At 45.0% G+C, this 19,058-nt stretch carries 20 protein-coding genes; 14 read left to right on the plus strand and 6 right to left on the minus strand.

Features of this window, described 5'->3' with window-relative positions:
- Window positions 1-4 precede the first annotated feature (4 nt).
- From R5H20_RS03715 to R5H20_RS03735, 5 genes are all read left to right on the plus strand, one after another.
- On the plus strand, window positions 5-880 hold the full coding sequence (locus tag R5H20_RS03715; RefSeq protein WP_006637298.1) for a DUF1189 domain-containing protein: 876 nt from the start codon (window positions 5-7) through the stop codon (window positions 878-880).
- Window positions 858-3,143 carry a glycoside hydrolase family 65 protein gene (locus tag R5H20_RS03720; protein ID WP_006637299.1) on the plus strand — a complete coding sequence of 762 codons (2,286 nt, stop codon included), beginning with the start codon at window positions 858-860 and terminating at the stop codon, window positions 3,141-3,143. The genes R5H20_RS03715 and R5H20_RS03720 overlap by 23 nt, the downstream gene beginning before the upstream one ends.
- Window positions 3,136-4,833 (plus strand): glycoside hydrolase family 13 protein, encoded by a 1,698-nt coding sequence (locus tag R5H20_RS03725; protein ID WP_006637300.1) that lies wholly within the window; start codon window positions 3,136-3,138, stop codon window positions 4,831-4,833. The genes R5H20_RS03720 and R5H20_RS03725 overlap by 8 nt, the downstream gene beginning before the upstream one ends.
- On the plus strand, window positions 4,833-5,501 hold the full coding sequence (gene pgmB, locus R5H20_RS03730; protein ID WP_006637301.1) for a beta-phosphoglucomutase: 669 nt from the start codon (window positions 4,833-4,835) through the stop codon (window positions 5,499-5,501). Before R5H20_RS03725 ends, pgmB begins: the two co-directional genes overlap by 1 nt.
- Window positions 5,502-5,590: 89 nt before the next feature.
- Window positions 5,591-6,430 (plus strand): GNAT family N-acetyltransferase, encoded by an 840-nt coding sequence (locus tag R5H20_RS03735; RefSeq protein ID WP_141231109.1) that lies wholly within the window; start codon window positions 5,591-5,593, stop codon window positions 6,428-6,430.
- Between the two features lie 17 nt (window positions 6,431-6,447).
- Here the strand turns inward: R5H20_RS03735 and R5H20_RS03740 are convergent, their stop codons facing one another.
- Together R5H20_RS03740 and R5H20_RS03745 are read right to left on the minus strand one after the other, a co-directional pair.
- Window positions 6,448-7,032, minus strand: coding sequence for a hypothetical protein (locus R5H20_RS03740; RefSeq protein WP_006637303.1), 585 nt, complete (start codon window positions 7,030-7,032; stop codon window positions 6,448-6,450).
- Window positions 7,029-7,424, minus strand: a complete 396-nt coding sequence (locus tag R5H20_RS03745; protein WP_006637304.1) for a hypothetical protein — start codon at window positions 7,422-7,424, stop codon at window positions 7,029-7,031. Before R5H20_RS03745 ends, R5H20_RS03740 begins: the two co-directional genes overlap by 4 nt.
- A gap of 485 nt (window positions 7,425-7,909) precedes the next feature.
- Between R5H20_RS03745 and R5H20_RS03750 the strand changes: the two genes are divergently transcribed.
- The 5 genes from R5H20_RS03750 to R5H20_RS03770 all read left to right on the plus strand — a co-directional run bounded on the left by R5H20_RS03750 (window position 7,910) and on the right by R5H20_RS03770 (window position 11,152).
- A complete protein-coding gene (locus R5H20_RS03750) occupies window positions 7,910-8,392 on the plus strand; it encodes a DUF2975 domain-containing protein (protein WP_006637305.1) in 483 nt (160 codons plus the stop codon).
- Window positions 8,393-8,402: 10 nt separating this feature from the next.
- Window positions 8,403-8,627 carry a helix-turn-helix domain-containing protein gene (locus R5H20_RS03755; protein WP_006637306.1) on the plus strand — a complete coding sequence of 75 codons (225 nt, stop codon included), beginning with the start codon at window positions 8,403-8,405 and terminating at the stop codon, window positions 8,625-8,627.
- Between the two features lie 117 nt (window positions 8,628-8,744).
- Window positions 8,745-9,536 (plus strand): DUF817 domain-containing protein, encoded by a 792-nt coding sequence (locus R5H20_RS03760; protein WP_006637307.1) that lies wholly within the window; start codon window positions 8,745-8,747, stop codon window positions 9,534-9,536.
- 158 nt (window positions 9,537-9,694) lie between these two features.
- Window positions 9,695-10,075: an RlpA-like double-psi beta-barrel domain-containing protein gene (locus tag R5H20_RS03765; protein ID WP_006637308.1), complete on the plus strand. Its 381-nt coding sequence runs from the start codon at window positions 9,695-9,697 to the stop codon at window positions 10,073-10,075.
- 57 nt (window positions 10,076-10,132) lie between these two features.
- A complete protein-coding gene (locus R5H20_RS03770; protein ID WP_006637309.1) occupies window positions 10,133-11,152 on the plus strand; it encodes a PD40 domain-containing protein in 1,020 nt (339 codons plus the stop codon).
- Window positions 11,153-11,572: 420 nt separating this feature from the next.
- On the opposite strand, the gene R5H20_RS03775 is transcribed toward R5H20_RS03770, so the two are convergent.
- Window positions 11,573-11,875 carry a hypothetical protein gene (locus tag R5H20_RS03775; protein WP_006637310.1) on the minus strand — a complete coding sequence of 101 codons (303 nt, stop codon included), beginning with the start codon at window positions 11,873-11,875 and terminating at the stop codon, window positions 11,573-11,575.
- A 109-nt stretch (window positions 11,876-11,984) separates the two neighbouring features.
- Complete coding sequence (locus R5H20_RS03780; protein WP_029419909.1) at window positions 11,985-12,188, minus strand: hypothetical protein; 204 nt, start codon at window positions 12,186-12,188, stop codon at window positions 11,985-11,987.
- Window positions 12,189-12,489: 301 nt separating this feature from the next.
- Between R5H20_RS03780 and lepB the strand changes: the two genes are divergently transcribed.
- Together lepB and R5H20_RS03790 are read left to right on the plus strand one after the other, a co-directional pair.
- Window positions 12,490-13,038, plus strand: a complete 549-nt coding sequence (gene lepB, locus R5H20_RS03785; RefSeq protein ID WP_006637311.1) for a signal peptidase I — start codon at window positions 12,490-12,492, stop codon at window positions 13,036-13,038.
- Window positions 13,039-13,165: 127 nt separating this feature from the next.
- Complete coding sequence (locus R5H20_RS03790) at window positions 13,166-13,810, plus strand: SDR family oxidoreductase (RefSeq protein WP_006637312.1); 645 nt, start codon at window positions 13,166-13,168, stop codon at window positions 13,808-13,810.
- 37 nt (window positions 13,811-13,847) lie between these two features.
- Here R5H20_RS03790 and R5H20_RS03795 read toward each other — a convergent pair whose 3' ends face one another.
- Complete coding sequence (locus R5H20_RS03795; protein WP_029419908.1) at window positions 13,848-14,717, minus strand: AraC family transcriptional regulator; 870 nt, start codon at window positions 14,715-14,717, stop codon at window positions 13,848-13,850.
- Window positions 14,718-14,829: 112 nt separating this feature from the next.
- Window positions 14,830-16,374, minus strand: a complete 1,545-nt coding sequence (locus R5H20_RS03800; RefSeq protein WP_006637314.1) for a multicopper oxidase family protein — start codon at window positions 16,372-16,374, stop codon at window positions 14,830-14,832.
- Between the two features lie 311 nt (window positions 16,375-16,685).
- Here R5H20_RS03800 and R5H20_RS03805 point away from each other — a divergent pair, with 311 nt between their 5' ends.
- Both R5H20_RS03805 and R5H20_RS03810 read left to right on the plus strand, forming a co-directional pair.
- The gene (locus tag R5H20_RS03805; RefSeq protein ID WP_006637315.1) at window positions 16,686-17,690 is read left to right on the plus strand and encodes an acyltransferase family protein; all 1,005 of its coding nucleotides are present in this window, start codon (window positions 16,686-16,688) and stop codon (window positions 17,688-17,690) included.
- A 402-nt stretch (window positions 17,691-18,092) separates the two neighbouring features.
- Window positions 18,093-18,971: a cation diffusion facilitator family transporter gene (locus R5H20_RS03810; protein ID WP_006637316.1), complete on the plus strand. Its 879-nt coding sequence runs from the start codon at window positions 18,093-18,095 to the stop codon at window positions 18,969-18,971.
- The last annotated feature ends 87 nt before the right edge of the window (window positions 18,972-19,058 follow it).

Genomic DNA, 19,058 nt, shown 5'->3' on the forward strand with positions numbered 1-19,058 from the left:
GCCAATGAAAGCTTTGCAGAATGATCGTTTTATGGCCCGATTTCTTAAAGCGGCAGTATCGCCGGCCGGCGTCTGCCGTTACAGAAAGACATTCAGCTGGTTCGAAATCTTTTTTTTATTTGTTTTTTTGACGTCTTGCTTAATGGTGCCGTTTACCATTTCATTTTTGAAAATGGATCGGTTCCATATCGGATCCCTCATGCCGTCGGCCATTCAAGCCGGCAATGAAAGATTTGCCGGCCAATTAAAAGATTATCAACTAACGAATGGAAAGCTGACCGGCGGGAAAAGTTTTTATCGGATCGAAAAAGGACGGACTTTGCTTGCGGTCGATATGAAGCGCGAGTACAACATAAGCGGTGAGAATGGGCGTCTCAAGGTAAACGGCTATGAAAACGCCGTCATCTTTCAGCCTGATTATCTGATCATCAGTGATCAAAACGGGACGGGATTTTCCGTCCGCTATGGCAAAAAGGACGGAAAGCTGGACATCTCCGATATGGAGGCTTTTATCGGGCGATTGTGGTTTGCTCAGTATAAACCGATGATCATGATGCTGGCATGTTCGGCGATATTCATCATCCAGCTGGTGTTGACGGCTGTCATCGCAGGAGGCATATGGATCACAAAAGCATCAAACATGTCCGGCATTGCGTCGTTCAAGGAAGCAGCCGCAGCTGCGGTAAGCGGATCAGCCGTTCCGGTTTTTGCCGCAGCAACGGCCGGTTTAATCCATTTTGACTTCACGGCCGTGCTGTTGATCCATTCCTGCGGCGTCATCTTGATGATTTCATTTACATTTAGGCATTTGTACAAAACCCGCCACCATAACGGGAAACTACAGTCAGGAGGAAACCATGGCAAATCAGCGGCTATTTGAGATAGATGAATGGAAAATCAAAACGAATACATTCGAAAAGGAGCATAAACGGCTGCAGGAAAGTCTGACTTCGCTGGGCAACGGCTATATGGGAATCAGGGGCAATTTTGAAGAAAGCTATTCAGGAGACACCCATCAAGGCACATATATCGCCGGGGTGTGGTTTCCTGATAAAACGCGTGTCGGCTGGTGGAAAAACGGCTATCCTGAATATTTCGGCAAAGTGATTAACGCGATGAATTTTATCGGCATTGATGTATGGATCGACGGTGAAAAAGTCGATCTCTATCAAAACGAGATCGAATCGTTTGAGTTAGAACTGGATATGAAAGAAGGGATTTTACGGCGAAGCGCGGTTTTCCGCATTCATAGCAAAACCGTCAGGATCAGCTCGGAGCGATTTCTCAGCATTGCCGTCGACAAGCTTTGCGCGATTCATTATGAAGCAGAGTGCCTGACAGATGACGCCGTCATCACGCTTGTCCCTTATCTGGACGGAAATGTCGCAAATGAAGACGCCAACTATCAGGAAAGGTTTTGGCAGGAAGAAGCGAAGGGAGCTGCTTCCCACCAAGGCCATTTAGTGGCAAAAACGATTGACAATCCATTTGGAACGCCGCGTTTTACCGTTTCTGCCGCAATGGCAAACGTTACAGAAGGCTTTGCCGATGAAAGCTTTCAAACAGCCGGCATGTATGCGGAAAACCGCTACACCTATCAAACAAAGGCTGGAACAAAGGTTTCGCTGAAAAAATTTATTATTGTGACCACTTCCCGCGATTTTCCCGAGACCGAGCTTGTCACCAAAGGCAGGGAGCTTTTGGCCGGTATTCTCCGGCAGGGCTATGAAGAAGCGAGAAGGAGGCACACTGAACAATGGAAGGAAAGGTGGACAAAAGCGGATATAGAAATTAAAGGTGATGATGAACTTCAGCAAGGCGTCCGCTACAACATCTTTCAATTGTTCTCAACATACTATGGGGCAGATTCACGGCTGAATATCGGGCCGAAAGGATTTACAGGCGAAAAATATGGAGGGGCCGCTTATTGGGATACTGAGGCATACGCCGTTCCGATGTATTTGGCCGCCGCAGATCCGGAAGTGACGAAAAACCTGCTTTTGTACCGCTACCACCATTTGGAGGCCGCCAAACGCAATGCCGCCAAATTGGGCCTGAAGGGCGCCCTGTATCCGATGGTGACGTTCACAGGTGATGAATGCCACAATGAATGGGAGATCACCTTTGAAGAAATTCACCGCAACGGTGCCATTTGCTATGCGATCTACAACTATGTCAATTATACGGGCGACCGGGCGTATATCAGGGAATACGGGATAGACGTTCTCGTCGAAATCAGCAGGTTTTGGGCTGACCGCGTTCATTTTTCCAAGCGGAAAAACAAATATATGATCCACGGCGTCACGGGGCCGAATGAATATGAAAACAATGTCAACAACAACTGGTATACGAATTTGATTGCGGCTTGGACGCTTGAATACACACTTGAAAACCTCGCAACCCTTCCGGCGGAAAAGCGCAGACAGCTGAATGTACGGGAAGATGAAATGGAGACATGGAAGGATATCATGGAGCGGATGTACTATCCATACAGTGAAGAACTGAATATTTTCATCCAGCATGATACATTTTTGGACAAAGACCTGCAAACGGCGGACAAATTGAATCCGGCTGAACGGCCGCTCTATCAGCATTGGTCATGGGATAAAATTCTCCGCTCCAGTTTTATTAAGCAGGCGGACGTTCTGCAAGGCATTTATCTTTTTCATCACCGTTTTACATTGGAAGAAAAACGGCGCAACTTCGAATTTTATGAACCGATGACCGTTCATGAATCTAGCCTTTCACCTTCCGTCCATGCGGTGCTTGCAGCCGAACTCAGAATGGAAAAGAAAGCGCTTGAATTATTTAAGCGCACAGCCCGCCTTGATCTTGACAATTATAATCATGACACGGAAGAAGGGCTTCATATTACATCAATGACGGGGAGCTGGCTCGCCCTCGTGCAGGGGTTTGCAGGAATGCGGGTCTTGAACGGGACGCTGTCATTTGCTCCGTTTCTGCCGAAAGAATGGGACAGCTATACGTTCGCCATCAATTTTCGGGGCCGATTAATCAGCATCAATGTGACAGAGGAAAAAACCGTTATTGAACTGTTGAAAGGAGAGCCGTTCGAGCTGGCCGTATATGATGAACCGATTTTGCTGAACGGCCGATGCGAAAGGAGGACAACTGATGGGTGAATGGTGGAAAGAAGCTGTCGTTTATCAAATTTATCCGCGCAGCTTCTATGATTCTAACGGCGATGGATTCGGAGATTTGCAGGGGATCATTCAAAAACTGGATTATATCAAATATCTCGGGGCGGATGTCATTTGGCTGTGCCCGGTGTTTGACTCTCCGCAGGATGACAACGGCTATGACATCCGGGACTACCGAAAGATGTACGAAAAGTTTGGGACAAACGAAGATATGTGTCAGTTAATAGATGAGGTCCATCAACGCGGGATGAAAATCATCATGGATTTGGTCGTGAATCATACGTCAGATGAGCATCCATGGTTTATGGAAAGCCGAAAGGCGAAGGAAAATCCATACCGCGAGTATTATTTTTGGAAAGATCCCAAGCCGGACGGCAGAGAGCCGAATAACTGGGGGTCGATCTTTTCCGGTTCGGCTTGGGAGTTTGATGAGCGGACAGGTCAATATTATTTGCATTACTTTTCAAAAAAGCAGCCTGATTTAAACTGGGAAAATGAAGCCGTCCGCCGGGAAGTATACGATCTGATGAGATATTGGATGGATAAAGGCGTTGACGGCTGGCGGATGGATGTGATCGGGTCCATTTCCAAACACATTGATTTCCCGGATTATGAGACAAACGAACACCGCAGTTATATCGTCGGTCCATATCATTCAAACGGTCCCCGCCTTCATGAATTTATTCAGGAAATGAACCGGGAAGTGCTGTCAAAGTATGATTGTATGACAGTCGGCGAAGCGAATGGCTCAGACGTGGAAGAAGCAAAAAGGTATACGGATGCAAGCAGGAATGAGCTGAATATGATCTTTACATTCGAACATATGGATATCGATACGGAACAGGGGTCGCCGAATGGGAAATGGCAACTCAAACCGTTTGACCTGATCGCTTTGAAAAAGGTGCTGACCCGGTGGCAGACTGCTCTGATGGATGTGGGCTGGAACAGTCTGTACTTTGAAAATCACGATCAGCCGAGGGTCATTTCGCGCTGGGGAAATGACGCGTCTCTGCGAAAGCAGTGTGCCAAAGCATTCGCAACGGTTCTTCACGGTCTGAAAGGAACGCCTTATATTTACCAGGGAGAAGAAATCGGCATGGTCAACAGCGATTTCCCGTTGGACATGTATGAGGATCTTGAAATCAAAAATGCCTATCAGGAGCTGGTCATTGAAAATCAAACGATGACAGAGGAAGATTTCCTGAAGGCGGTAGGCCAGAAGGGGAGGGATCACGCGCGCACGCCGATGCAATGGGACGACAGCCAACACGCCGGCTTTACGGCGGGCGAGCCGTGGCTTGCGGTAAATCCCCGCTATAAAGAAATCAATGTGAAAGAAGCTCTGGCCGACGCGGATTCGATTTTTCACTATTATCAGAAGCTGATTCGATTACGTAAACAGCACAAGGTGTTTGTCTACGGAGATTATCAGCTGCTGCTCGGGGATGATCCGCAAATATTCGCTTATACCCGCGAGTATGAAGGCGAAAAGCTTTTCATCGCAGTGAATTTGTCAGAAGAAGAAGCTGTGTGTGAAGCGCCTTCGGAACTGCTTGGTGACCAGTGGGAAGTGCTGCTTTCCAACTGCCGCCAAGGGGATGAACCGAAACATATCCGGCTGAATCCATACGATGCTGTCATATACATCAGCACTGGAAAGGGCCGTCACTAGTGAAAGCGGTCATATTTGATTTGGATGGAGTCATAACAGATACGGCTGAGCTGCATTTTCTCGCGTGGAAGCGTATCGCTGAACAATTGCATATTCCATTTGACAGGGACTTTAATGAAAGGCTGAAAGGAATCAGCAGGGAGGAATCGCTTGAACGCATCCTGGACCATGGCGGATTGTCAGCGACATACTCAAAATCCGCAAAGCGGGATCTCTTGGTAATGAAAAATCAATATTATCAAAAACTGATAGACAACATTACGCCCCGCGATCTTTTGCCCGGAATCGGGCGTCTCTTATGTGAACTGGAAAAAGAACGGATCAAAATCGCTTTAGCTTCGGCAAGCCGCAATGCCCCGTCCATTTTAAAAAGGCTGGACCTGATCAACGTCTTTGATGTCATTGTCGATCCGGCAAGTCTTAAAAAAGGAAAGCCCGATCCTGAAATATTTTTGGCGGCTGCCGGGCATCTCGGCGTATCCCCTGTGGACTGTGCAGGTATAGAAGACGCCGAAGCCGGGATCGCCTCGATCAAATCAGCGGGGATGTTTGCCGTAGGAGTCGGGAATGAACGCGCCATGCATGAAGCAGACCTTTCTGTCAGGCAAACGTCTGATTTGTCGTTTGACCTTCTGTATGAAGGCTGGAAGCGGCGCATGGAACGATAATTGGGGACGGCGACAGAAAATGCCCCTTGCTTTCAAACGTAAAGCTGTTCTTTAATGAAAGTAAAGAAACAGAAAGGGGCTTAATCAACGTGGAAGTCAAAAGATTCAGCTGTCCCGAAGAATTTCTTCGGCATGCCGAGCATGCGCTTTTAGAGCATGAAGCAGTCAACAATTTGCCGCTTGGGCTTTTGTATCTTCTGCGGGAACGGCAAGACTCTGAAGCCGTTTTGCTGTCAGCGGAAAATGAACAGGGAATTCAGCTGATGGCAGTTATGGCTTCAGGTGAATTGATTTTGGCTGGAGACGAACGCCGGGTCGAAGCGGCAGGTGAACTGGCCGCGTATATAAAAAAGGCGGGAATCAGGCCGCCGGGCGTCATCGGGCAGCCCGCGATTGCCAAAGCTTTTGCAGATGCATGGAAAAGGAAGACGCGGGTCAAGATGAAGCAAACCATTTATCAGCTCGATAACGTCAATGACGTCTCTCTGAGTTCAGGAAGCTTAAGAAAAGCGGATCAGCGTGATCTGGAATTGATCACCGATTGGATACATTCGTTTTCAGAAGAGGCTTTCCATGACGGCCTCGGGCATGAAAAGGCGAAGAAAATGGCCGCCCGGGGGATTGATAAAGCTTCAATTTATGTATGGGATGACTGTGGGGAGGCTGTTTCAATGGCTCAAAAATCGAGGCCGACGAAAAACGGCATCACCGTCAACCTTGTGTTTACACCGAAAAACCGGCGAAACAAAGGCTATGCAACATCATGTGTGGCGGCCCTCAGCCGGACGCTGTTGGACGAAGGGGTCTCATTTTGCAGTTTGTACACCGATCAAGCCAATCCGACATCCAATAAAATCTACGCGGAAATCGGCTACAGGCCGGTTGCGGATTCGATAGTGTATGCTTTTGACCAGTCTGAAAAAAGCTGATGAACACTTTGTTTCAATCAGCTTTTTTCTTTGATCAGACGTTTATGGCGCAATTTGATGCGATCTCCTTTGTTCACGCTGTCATATTGCTTTTTTGAGACGAGGACGGCCTGCTGCTTTCCGCTTTGATCCTCAATGATCAGCCAGTATCTGTTTTCCTTCGGTTTGGCAATCTCTTTTTCTCTCACTCCGATACTTTGCAGCATGCTTTTTTGTTCGGCTGTATATCCATGTGAATGAAAGATCATCCAGTATGGAAAATAATAATTAAAAAAAGACGTGCCTGCGGGATTTTGATTGATTGTCTGTTTGACGCTTCTCTTGTACAGGGCGTTTGCAGGCAATGTTCTTTGCAGACTGTTCGAAACTCTGTTTTTAGTGAAATTTTTCGCCGAATTGCTTTTATTTGCGGCGTTTTTGATATAGCTTCTGGCATTTTTATGAACCGAAGCCGCCCGGCTGCCGGCAGAGCTTTTTCCTGATGTGTTTGCAGACCTTCCCCCTGACGAGCTTGTCCCGCTTACAGCTTCTGCGTTATCTGCCCATACTGCTGTAAACATGAATAAAACGGCGAGCATCAGCAATAGCGTCTTTTTCTTCATTGTTGATCATCACTGCTTTTTTGTTCTATTTTGTCTTTCACGACTCCTTCAAGCGGCTTCTGGTCGTATGTCATGTAAGGCGGCCTGTAGATGAACACTTCATCATTCCGCATTTTGATGTAAGGCTGTTCGATATCTTCCACATTCTCCACATATTTTTTAAATGTTTTCGTTTTTTGCTTGCCGTTTTCCATATAGGAGACTTTGACTTCCGGGGCGCTGTCAGATTCGCTGTCATTCAGATAATCGAACCAGACGAGATCATATGTTTTCAGCGATTTGTCTTTGGCGGCTTCTTGAGAACGGTCTTCACCGCTGTCGTCGCAGCCGGAAATCAAAAGGGCTGCGGTAAACATCATGAGAGTAAAAGAAGTGAGTTTGAATTTTGTCATATTTTATCATCCTGTCTATCTGTTTTTCTCCTTTTATACGAGCAAAACAGGCGAAAGTGTCAATTTTTATATCGATTACTGCCTCTTATTTCTGTGCTTTTCAGATTAGTTTTCAAGTAAGTATTAAAGATTCCCCGCGCACTGTCTGGCATTTTTGTAAACTCACCTAAAAACAATTCCCCGAGCTCACTGAATCCCAGTGACAGAATTTTTAATTGAAAAATCGTTTGGATTTAGTGATCCAAGGCACATTGAACTTCGAACTAATTGTTGCGGCATGCTTTTTTCTTGTTGTTCAACGGTTCAGTTGGCTGCACAAGTTTTACATTGTAGAGCATTACCGTAAGAACGAATTTTGTCTTGGCTAAAATGAAAAAGACCACAACATAACAATAATAAAATGATCCATTTCAATATTTTTTTATTGCAAAACGATAAATAATATGCTAAATTCAAATCGACAACAAATAAGTGAGGTGCTTTTTATGAAACGAGTGTCAACACTCTTCTTAAAGATAGCTGTTATTCTTATTGGAATTCCAATTCTTGCTTTATGCATTTTTTTGGTGCCTAAGATAGCCAATTATACAGCAGAATTACTTCCCAATATTGCTTATATAAAATATCTCGTTTTCATCTATTTGTATGTAACGGCGATACCTTTTTACTTTGCTCTTTATCAAGCGTTTCAACTTTTAAGCTATATTGATAAGAACAAAGCGTTCTCTAAAATTTCTGTAAGAGCTTTAAAAAATATCAAATACTGTGCGAACACAATCAGCATCTTGTATGTGGCAGGCATGCCGCTTTTTTATCTCGTGGCGGAGATAGACGACGCCCCGGGTATCATAGTCATCGGATTGGTCATTATTTTTGCTTCAATGGTGATTGCAGTCTTTGCTGCTGTTCTTCAAAAACTGTTAAAAGAAGCGATTGATATAAAAACAGAAAATGACTTAACGGTCTGAGGTGATGAACATGGCAATTATTATCAATATTGATGTGATGCTGGCTAAAAGGAAAATGAGCGTAACAGAACTTTCGGAGAGGGTTGGGATAACGATGGCTAATCTTTCTATATTGAAAAATGGAAAAGCAAAGGCCATTCGATTATCAACTTTAGAGGCGATTTGCAAGGCTTTGGAATGTCAGCCCGGGGATATTTTGGAATACCAAAGTGATGAAGACACAAGGGATGTATAAATCAGAAATATTTATCATGAAAAGGAAAATGGGGCTGAATGATCCTCTCCGCATAATTCTTAGTCCATTAAAGCAAACATTGCAAATATTCAGAAAAAACCTATGGAGGCACAAATCATGAGAGCACTAAAACAACTCGTTCGTTTTGGTTGGGAGCAGGCCCTATCATGTTTGTTTCCTGTCGTTATTTTTGCCTCTTTGGCTCTTACAAAAATCATCCCTCTTCCCTTCTTGCCACGGTATGACTGGCTGCTCATCATCTGTGTTCTCATGCAGTGGTTGATGGTGCGTTCAGGTCTTGAAACACGGGATGAATTAAAAGTGATCACATTGTTTCACCTTATTGGACTTGCTCTTGAACTTTTCAAGGTACATATGGGCTCCTGGTCTTATCCGGAGGAAGGATATTTCAAAATTTTTGGAGTGCCTTTGTATAGCGGCTTCATGTACGCAAGTGTAGCCAGTTATCTTTGCCAGGCGTGGAGGAGGCTTAAGGTTGAACTGGTGAAGTGGCCGCCGTTTTTGGTAGTCGTACCTCTTGCCGCTGCTATTTATTTAAATTTTTTTACCCACCATTATTTGATTGACATTCGTTGGTGGTTATCTGGACTTGTCATGATCGTCTTTTGGCAATCATGGGTTACATATGAGGTTAATGGAATTCGTTACCGTATGCCACTCGCACTTTCTTTTGGGCTCATCGGATTTTTTATCTGGATAGCCGAAAATATTGCAACGTTTTTTGGGGCGTGGGAATATCCAAACCAAACCGATGCATGGAGTCTCGTTCATCTAGGAAAGGTGAGTTCATGGCTGTTATTAGTGATTGTCAGCTTTCTTATCGTAGCGACGTTAAAACAGGTTAAAGGGAAAAATACCACCAAGATAGAAACTGGTCAATTTTTATAGTAAGGATATGAAAAATTCACCGCTTTTAATCGAAGAAGGGCTTAGAATATGTAATATTTGCATTCCAAACGTAAAGAAACTGTAAAAGAGCTTGTCTATGAAACACGGTATAATCTCTATGTCAGAAAAAAATCCCAGCACATGGAGGATATTTTTATATGAAGAAAATACTCTTTTCAGTTTTTGTTTTAGCGGCGAGTTTACTGTTGGCATTTAATTTTGCCGGTGAAGCCAGCGCTAAGACAAAAAAAGTCAGCGGCTATATTACTTGGTACAATGGAGTGGGAAAAATCGGCGCTGACGGAAAAAGGCTCGGTCATTGGGATTGTGCTACAAAAATGGGTTTTGACGTTCCGCGTAAAGGCACAAAAATAAGAGCTTATTCAAAAGCAAAACCTAAAAAAGTGATTACGGTATATAAATACGATGTCGGCAGACTGCCCGGCGCTGTTTTGGATGTAAGTCCGAAAGCCTTCAGAGCTTTAGGATTTTCAACAAGCAAAGGCAAGGTCAAAGGACATTATACTTATAAAAAATAAACGAAATGGAGCAAGAAAAATGTTTTCTTGCTTCTTTCTATTGGCGGAGATCAGAACATGAAAAAAATAATGATAATCTTGGCGGCGGGAATCGTTTTAGCTGCAGGGGTTTTTGCTGTGTTCCGTTTTTCCGGATTAAAAACGGAGCAAAAAGAGGCAGGCAGTTCAGACCTTCTCGTGTCCTTTACAGATCAAAAATTAATGACCTCTTATTATGAAAATCAGAAAGTGCTTTACAAAGAAAAAATGACGGACTATCCTGCTATGGCGCTGGATCGCAAACATCAAATCCTATACTATACAAATTTGGACAAGAGCAGCGGACGGCGTTTGATCAAACTGGATCTGAAAACAGGCAAAAAAACGACGCTGCATTCAGGCGATGAATATGTAGACGAGCTAACCTTGTCAAAAGACGGCTCAAAACTGTACATGCGTTATAATCTCTCGGCTGAACGAAACTTTCATCTGGCATCATTTGATTTGAAAACAAAGGCGTTTACCGCCATCTATCCGAAATTAAACGACAAGGATGAAACGGTAAGCTTCTATCAATACAATCAAGATAAAGGCCAGTTTGTCCTCCTGCACTATTCCGAGGAGGAAGATTATAAGAAAACCGATGAGGCGAATAGCAAGGGAGTCGCTCCAGAACCGACCAATATGCGCATTTCTTTAGCCGATGAGAAGCAGAATCAAGACATAAAAACGATAGCGAAATTCATTAATGATATCACAATCTCGCCAAATGGGAAGACGGCGGTTTTTACCGCAACAGATGAAGAAGGCGAAAAAACGGCGATCTGCAAGCTGGATGTCGAGACGAAAGAATATAAACCAATCATTAAAGACGGGCGGGAGTTCACATTGATCGACTCGGCGCAGCCGCAGTTTTCAAAAGACGGGAAAAAAATCTTTTTCCTAGCCGAAGCAAAAGGAGCTAAGCTTCTGAAAGATGAAACGGGAAACGAAGCGAAGGTTAGAACGATTTTCGCTTACGATACCGATACAAAAAAAGTAAGCAAAGAATGGGAAAAACCGAACGGGATCATCAATGGTTTTACTGTTTTGAATTGACATCGGCCGGCAAGCGTTTTTCAAACAGCTTAGCCGGCTGATTGTTTTTCGTACAGGCTATGGTTAAAGAAAGCATATCTTGTGAAAAGCCTATCTTGCATTACATACAGAATCCCGAAACCAATATATAATGGCAGCTAAAAATATAAAAAATCTTTTTGTTCGCTATGTATGGCAAAGGAAGGGCGAATCGATACAAAAAGCAAATGCGATCATCACATATCGTTTTAGAAAATCCCCGCGTTATCATGTAATGGATAAAGCCTGGACTTGAGAACAAAACGATTATTTCTAAATACTTCACAATTTCCCTTCCCGGTTTGTTTTTTCTTATATGATAATTGATGGAGCTATTGATTTGCGCAAACAATTCGATCCGTACATGTTTTGGGTGAATGGCTCATTGCCCGATGTCAGCCCTCAATCATATGGAAATGGATATAATGCGGTCAACAGAGCAAACGGGAAGATCCTTCTTCTGAACCGGCAGTATGTTTTCAGCGGATATCTGAAGTTCCCGTAAAATTGTCTTCCTTCGGTTACGTTTTCCGGGATGAGGACTGATGCTTCCCGGCGATTTGCCCCTTCAAGGATGCCGTGAACCGATCGCCCATCTTTCAGTTTCAGCACAACGTGGTAATGCATATACTTGAGGCAAAGATCATGCAGCGAACGTTCATGATCATGGGGCATCGAGCAGAGAACATCGTGAGGGACGCTCATAGCTGTTTTTCATCTCCTTTTCCATTAGCATATTCAGCTATTGGATGATGGTTCCAAAGCTGACTTGGCGTCACGGACGTCCAGCGATCAAATGGAAAAAAGCCGATTATCATGTGTGAATCGGCTTCTCATGAACATTCTCAGCACTTCTTTCTCCGGCATGTAAAGCGGTCATCGTCATCATCAGAAAAACACTTTCTTCTTTTGCATTTGAAACGGTCGCGATCATCAGAATGACGCTGTTCACTGGTGTCATTCGTCTTCGGCGTATGTTTCGGCTTGCGGTTGTATGGATCGTAATTGTCGTATTCATCGTAGTTGTACATGGCGCTCACCACCTTTATCTGGGTTATGATAATGTATTGCAGACGGAATGAGTTTGCCTGTGCATCTATAACGGTTTTTGCCTATAGCTCTGCCAAATTTATAAAATAAAACAGGGGAAATGAAAGGATTTTCTGCAAGGAAACGCTAATGTATAATAAAACGGGATTTTTCACCATAAAACGAAGAAGCGCGGAAACGGCATGAAGGCGAGCCGTCTGGTATGATATGAGAGAGAATGCATACCAAGCGGCAAAATTCTGATATAATCGATATGAAGGAGAGAAAATATGAAGAATACTAGAAAAAAAGAGATCTGGTCATGGGTGAGGACGCTTCTCATTGCGGGGGTAATTGTATTTATTTGCCGCTATTTTCTGTTTACACCGTCAACTGTTTTAGGGGATTCAATGTCTCCAACCCTGCAAAACGGGAATATGGTTATGGTCAGTAAAATCAGCGACATACATCGTTTTGACAAGATTATTTTTCATGCCCCTGATGCTGACGAAGACTATGTCAAAAGAGTCATCGGCGTCCCCGGGGATTCGATTGAGATGAAAGACGATGTCCTTTATATTAATGGAAAAACCTATGATGAGCCTTATCTGAAACAAAATAAGCAAACCTTGGCGGGCGATGAACATTTAACAAATAATTTCACCCTGAAAGACTTAACAGGCAAAGAAAAAGTGCCGAAAGACAGTTTCTTCGTTATGGGAGACAACCGGCAGAACAGCAGAGACAGCCGCTATTTTGGATTTGTTTCAAAATCCTCCGTCGTCGGCAAAGTCGAGTTTCGCTACTTTCCATTCAACGAAATCGGCGGAATAGAATAAGAAAAGACTTCCCATGATAGAGATGGGAGGTCTTTTCTTTTTGCCGGATTCGTGTGGGCCGGCTGTTTGAAGGATCATACATACAATGAAATAATAGAAGAAACCGAAGCGAAAGGAGCAGGATGATATGAAAGTGTTCATCGTCGGAGCAAATGGGCAGATTGGCCGGCACCTGACCAACATGCTGCATGAAAGCAGCGAACATCAGGTCAGGGCGATGGTCAGAAATGAAGAGCAGGCGGAGACATTGAAGCGCTCCGGAGTCGAAAGCGCGCTCGCCAATTTAGAAGGGACTGTGGAAGAGATTGCGGAAGCGGCAAAAGGCTGTGAGGCGATCGTCTTTACGGCCGGATCAGGCGGAAACACCGGTGATGATAAAACATTGCTGGTCGATCTGGACGGCGCGGCAAAAACGATTGAAGCCGCACAACAAGCAGGCATTAAACGGTTTATCATGGTCAGCACATTGCAGGCCCACAACAGGGAAAACTGGAACGAAGCGATAAAACCTTATTATGTCGCAAAGCATTATGCGGATAAAATACTGGAAGCAAGTGATTTAATATATACGATCATCCGTCCTGGAGGGCTTTTAAATGAGCCGGGCACAGGGAAAATAACAGCCGCGGAAAATCTGGAGCGGGGCGCGATTCCCCGCGAAGACGTAGCTGCCACAGTGGCCGCCGCACTTACTGAAGAGCGCACATTCGGCCGTTCATTTGACCTGCTCAGCGGAGAAACGGCGATCGCCGAAGCGCTGAAAGCAATCTGAGCGAACATACCGGGAATCCAAAATGGGTTCCCGGTATTTATGTAATGGGAATATAGATTTTCATTTTCATGTCATGCGGATAAGCGGAGCGGCGCACATCAGTCACCTCAAAATCCGGTCCTTCCCTTCTTTCATAGTTCGCATTCGCAAGCCATGTGCGATAGATGTACCTTCTTGTGTTTTGAACCTGTTCAGTCGGCCCGCTTACGTCAAACACGGCGTACTTCCCGCCGGGTATCTCAATGTGGACAAACCGGTCTTCGGTATTTTGAGCCGACGAGAGAACCGCCTCGCCGACGATAAATGAAAATGCGCCCTCATCCCGGAAATTGCATGATATGCCGTATGACATGTCAGGCGCTGCTTTATCAGGGATCTTCAAAAAGTATTCATTAGCTCCGAAATCGTGGTAGAAGCCGGGGATGTCTTCAAAATACTGTTCATCGTTCAGGTCTGTGTGGTATTCATAACCGATGACGGGAATGGAGTCTAAGTGCATGATGGCCGGTTTGGGAATCGATTCGTCTCCATTGAGGCTTGTTTTCAGGTCGAGAAAATTGATGATAGACTGGCCATCCAGTTGGATTGTTGATCTGCGGTATTTGGCCGGGGTGATCCCGAAGCAATGGGCGAACGCCCGGCTGAATGCTTCCTGTGAACCATACTGGTAGTCGATGGCGATGTCGAGGATTGTCCGGTTGGTCTTCTTCAGCAGATTTGCGGCTTCAGTCAACCGCCGCCGGCGGATATATTCCCGTACGGAAAAACCGGAAATCGCTTGAAAAAGCCGTTGAAAATGGAATGGTGAGAAACAAGCCTTTGAAGCAATGTCGGTGATGGGTAATTCCTTTTTCAGATTTTCTTCCATAAAATGAACAGCGCTTTGAATTCTTTCGTAATAGTCCACTTTGACACAGCCTTTCGGAGTTTTCTTGCCTTTATTGTACACGATGGAAGACCGCTTTTTTTGATCCGTTGTGCTTTTTATAAATGAAAAAAGCCTCCGGCAAAGGAGGCTTTTATGATTGGATGCGAAAATCTGTGACGTCAAGGGGCCGCATCATATCATAATCTTCATGCTCGAGTATATGGCAATGCCACACGTATTTGCCGCTGTACGGGCTGAAGGTGGCGATTATGCGCGTGACTGATCCGGGTGGAACCTTTACCGTATCTTTAAGTCCTCTTTCATTTGGCGGGGGAGCAGCGGCAGGGCCGGTAAAAATCAGTTCTCCGTTTTCCTGATAGCGCTCCGTGTCAAATGGGCGGTGGTCAAGAATGAAAAATTGAACGAGATGCAAATGGATCGGATGGATGGCCCTTCCCGCATTGACGATCGACCAGATCTCAGTGCTGCCAAGCGCGGGGGTCTCTGTCACGGGCGCATGCCATCTCGTGTTGTTTAAAAGAAGGACAGGCCTTCCGTATTGATCCTGCGATGCCCCCAAGGTCAAACGCCTGATCGTATTGATATTTCGGTTTTGGAAAAACGGCCGCTTTCTCAATATTTTTGGAATCTTGCTAGTGTCCTTTTGTTTTAATGGCTTGGATACGCGGAACTGCATAATATCGGCATCGGTTTCCGGGTCTGCATCCTCTCCGCCGCAGCCGATCCGGTTTTTCAAAGTGACTGTTTTTCCTTCTGCATTCGAAAAATCGACGATAAGGTCGCATCTTTCAGCAGGGGCGATCGTGAGTGACTCGACTTTTGCCGGGCGCTGCAGCAGGCCGCCGTCTGTTCCGATTTGATAAAACGCATGCCCTGAATCGAAATACAGTTCATATATCCTCGTATTTGAAGCATTCAGAACGCGAAAACGGTATTTTCGCGGTTCGATTTCTGCGTAGGGCCACACTTTGCCATTCACCAAAATGGTATCTCCGCAAAATCCGGGGACAATCGACGGATTCGGCAGATCTGGAGAAGGGTCGTCAGGCTGCCGCGGATAAAACAATGAACCATCCTCCTGAAACGACTTATCCTGGATCAAGAGGGGAATCTCATATTCTCCTTTTGGCACGTTTAAAGACTGTTCTTCCCTGTCACGGATGAAATATAAACCGACAAGGCCCGCATATACATTCAGTCTTGTCAGGGCCATCGCGTGATCATGGTACCAGAGGGCGGTCGCGTCCTGGTGGTTGGGATATTCATAAACCTCCTTTTCGAAAAACGGCCCCGTTTCTTTAAAATCCCTTGTATACCAAGCCTCAGGATAGCCGTCGCTGTCAGCCGGAGTATTTCCGCCGTGAAGGTGAACGACCGTTTTGACTTGATGCTCCTCATGGGCGTCATGGTGAATCGTGTGGTCGATAGGAAGAAAATGGTGATGCGGCAGTTTATTCATCCATTTGACCGCGACCTTTTCATTTTTTTTGACTTCAAATGTAGGTCCGGGGTAGCTTCCGTTATATCCGTAAAGCCGGGTAGGCGGCAGATCTCGGTGAAGCTGTTGATAAAACTCCTGCATCGTGACCTCATAGTAGGTGTTTGTTTTGCTTTTTGTATGAGGTTTGATCACTTTTGGAATCGGCAGCTGGTCGACAAATTTTTCAAGTTTCATGTTTCACCTGTCCTCTATGTTCTGATAAAAAGATTAGTACATTATAAGACGGGACCTATGTTTAGGTTCCTGCCTGAGAGAGAAAAAATGCAGAGGAAGCCGCTGTAAAGGCGTCTGTCCAAGCCTGTTTTTCGGAAGCCTTTTATGATAAAAAAGACGAAGTTTTACAAGGGAATGAACGGGATATTTCAAAACGATTAAATATGGCGTTTTGCGAGGGGAGAAGGTGGTGCTCTTTTACGAGGCGATGATACATTATGTGTGATCCCTTTTTTTGCGGGATAAAAGCGGGCTGAAAGGAGATGCCGGTGATGCCGAAAAGGATCGATTGGATTGACGCGGCGAAAGGGCTGGGAATTATCCTGGTCGTGTTAGGCCATACACCGACAACTGAATGGCTGAAAACGTTCATTTTTTCTTTTCACATGCCGCTGTTTTTCTTTTTGTCAGGGGTCGTGTACCGCGATGAGAATATGACCTTTTCTTCCTTCCTTCTCAAAAAAATGAAGACTCTTCTTTTGCCGTACTTCATCTTTTCCGTCATCGCCTATTTATATTGGTTGTTTGTCGAGAGGCATTTCAAGTTCAGCGGCAGTTCGGATGTTGATCCGATCGTCCCGTTTAAAGGGATTTTTTATTCCATTCCTGACGGCTATATGCTGACCCATAATCCTGCTCTATGGTTTTTAACATGCTTGTTCATCGTCGATATGCTGTTTTTTTGGTTGAAAAAAACGCTGAAGGATCACGATGTTGTCCTTGTTGTGACGGTATCCGGTCTGTTCGGTTATATCAATTACCAGTATCTCGGATTAAAGCTTCCGTGGAATATTGAGGTCGCTTTGACAGCCCTCGGTTTTTATGCGGCCGGTTTTTTTCTGAGGCATATGCTGAAGGCTGACAGGCATCGCAAAACGCTGCTCATGTCATTGTTTCTGTTCATTCTGGTCGGCTTTCTGCAAAGCCAAAACGTCAGAGTGGATATGAGAGCGAATGAATACGGAAACATGGCGATCTTTTACGTTACGTCATGTTTGGGAACGGCCGGCGTGATACTTATAAGCTTTAAACTGCAGCATGCGGCGCTTCTGCAATTCCTCGGCAGAAATTCGCTGATCATCCTCGTTCTTCATTACCCGGTCATCCGGATGTTAAAAGCCATCATCTATTATTTCATGAATGTTTCCCTTGATGAGACATACGGTTCCGTATTGTGGGGCGGCGTGTATACTGCCGTGACCTTGCTGATCATGGTTCCGTGCATTCTTCTTTTGAACAGATACCCGGTGTTGCTGGGGAGGAAAAAAAGATGCTGAATCAAAACGCCTTGCAGAGATTCTGCAAGGTGTTTCGGCCTATTTCAGGTTAAACGCGATTGTTCCTGTCACTTTGCCGCCTGGCGAAAGATCTCTGGATAGTCGGCAGTCTCTGATTGTTTAACGTTTTTCTGAAAAAATTCGCTTGTAAAAAAGAAAAATAATTCGGAAAAAGGATCCGAACCTTATTCGGCGGCATGCCGGAGAGAGTAAGGGGATTTGAAAAAAACTTGCCGTACCGGGGTTTTTCGGGGATTGGCCGGGCTGAAATTTGTTTCCTTCAATAAAAAAAGTTCTATTGCGACTATATTTCTGCAAGAAGTGAATCATGTTTCTATAGACTCACTCGGGTTTTGCTTTGTATGATAAAAGCGAATACACGGATGGGAAAGGAAGCTTTTTATGGAACGGTATGACGAATTAAAAAAAGGAGAAGCCGGGGCATGGGTCAGTATAATCGCTTACCTTGTCCTGTCGGCTGTTAAGCTGATGATCGGGTATATGTTTCACTCCGAGGCCTTAAGGGCAGACGGGCTTAACAACACGACGGACATTATTGCATCTTTAGCGGTGCTGATCGGTCTCAGGATTTCGCAAAAGCCGCCTGATGAAGACCATCCGTACGGGCATTTCAGGGCCGAGACGATCGCCTCGCTCGTCGCCTCTTTTATTATGATGGTTGTCGGGCTTGAGGTGCTGTACAGTTCTGGTGAAATGTTTTTTCACCCGAGAGAAACAACTCCCGATATGATTGCGGCTTGGACGGCGGTCGGGAGTGCGGCCGTGATGTTTTTGGTTTACGGCTATAATAAAAGGCTCGCTAAAAAGGTAAACAGCCAGGCGCTTTATGCGGCCGCCGCAGACAATAGATCAGATGCTTTCGTCAGCATCGGAACGTTTACGGGCATTTTCGCGGCGCAGTTTCACCTTGCCTGGGTCGATACGGCTGCGGCATTTATCATCGGATTGATCATCTGCAAAACGGCGTGGGATATTTTTAAAGAGGCCGCCCACTCCTTGACGGACGGATTTGATATAAAGGATATTTCGACATATAAAGAAACGATTCAAAAAGTTCCCGGCGTCGGCAGGATCAAGGATGTGAAGGCGAGATATTTGGGAAGCGCCGTTCATATTGAAGTCATCGTTGAAGTCAGGCCTGACCTGAATATTTCTGAAAGCCACGATATCGCCGATGAAATTGAAAGGAAAATGCAGGAGGAGCACTCGATCGTTCATTCCCATGTTCATATAGAACCGTTTAGAGACGATGTAAAATAACCTTTTCGATTGGAAAAGGTTATTTTTAATTGTATAAAAAGAGAGTTTAACCATTTAGTTGTTTTCTGGCGGAACATCGTTTATCGT

This window comes from Bacillus sp. KICET-3 (assembly GCF_033261025.1).
Lineage (GTDB): Bacteria > Bacillota > Bacilli > Bacillales > Bacillaceae > Bacillus > Bacillus sonorensis.

Bases quoted from the DNA above. Each gene is read 5' to 3' on its own strand.
- R5H20_RS03715 (WP_006637298.1), top strand. From the start codon at position 5: ATGAAAGCTTTGCAGAATGATCGTTTTATGGCCCGATTTCTTAAAGCG.
- R5H20_RS03720 (WP_006637299.1), top strand. From the start codon at position 858: ATGGCAAATCAGCGGCTATTTGAGATAGATGAATGGAAAATCAAAACG.
- R5H20_RS03725 (WP_006637300.1), top strand. From the start codon at position 3,136: ATGGGTGAATGGTGGAAAGAAGCTGTCGTTTATCAAATTTATCCGCGC.
- R5H20_RS03740 (WP_006637303.1), bottom strand. From the start codon at position 7,032: ATGAAGAAAAAGACGCTATTGCTGATGCTCGCCGTTTTATTCATGTTT.
- R5H20_RS03745 (WP_006637304.1), bottom strand. From the start codon at position 7,424: ATGACAAAATTCAAACTCACTTCTTTTACTCTCATGATGTTTACCGCA.
- R5H20_RS03750 (WP_006637305.1), top strand. From the start codon at position 7,910: ATGAAACGAGTGTCAACACTCTTCTTAAAGATAGCTGTTATTCTTATT.
- R5H20_RS03755 (WP_006637306.1), top strand. From the start codon at position 8,403: ATGGCAATTATTATCAATATTGATGTGATGCTGGCTAAAAGGAAAATG.
- R5H20_RS03760 (WP_006637307.1), top strand. From the start codon at position 8,745: ATGAGAGCACTAAAACAACTCGTTCGTTTTGGTTGGGAGCAGGCCCTA.
- R5H20_RS03765 (WP_006637308.1), top strand. From the start codon at position 9,695: ATGAAGAAAATACTCTTTTCAGTTTTTGTTTTAGCGGCGAGTTTACTG.
- R5H20_RS03770 (WP_006637309.1), top strand. From the start codon at position 10,133: ATGAAAAAAATAATGATAATCTTGGCGGCGGGAATCGTTTTAGCTGCA.
- R5H20_RS03775 (WP_006637310.1), bottom strand. From the start codon at position 11,875: ATGAGCGTCCCTCACGATGTTCTCTGCTCGATGCCCCATGATCATGAA.
- R5H20_RS03780 (WP_029419909.1), bottom strand. From the start codon at position 12,188: ATGAATACGACAATTACGATCCATACAACCGCAAGCCGAAACATACGC.
- lepB (WP_006637311.1), top strand. From the start codon at position 12,490: ATGAAGAATACTAGAAAAAAAGAGATCTGGTCATGGGTGAGGACGCTT.
- R5H20_RS03790 (WP_006637312.1), top strand. From the start codon at position 13,166: ATGAAAGTGTTCATCGTCGGAGCAAATGGGCAGATTGGCCGGCACCTG.
- R5H20_RS03800 (WP_006637314.1), bottom strand. From the start codon at position 16,374: ATGAAACTTGAAAAATTTGTCGACCAGCTGCCGATTCCAAAAGTGATC.
- R5H20_RS03805 (WP_006637315.1), top strand. From the start codon at position 16,686: ATGCCGAAAAGGATCGATTGGATTGACGCGGCGAAAGGGCTGGGAATT.
- R5H20_RS03810 (WP_006637316.1), top strand. From the start codon at position 18,093: ATGGAACGGTATGACGAATTAAAAAAAGGAGAAGCCGGGGCATGGGTC.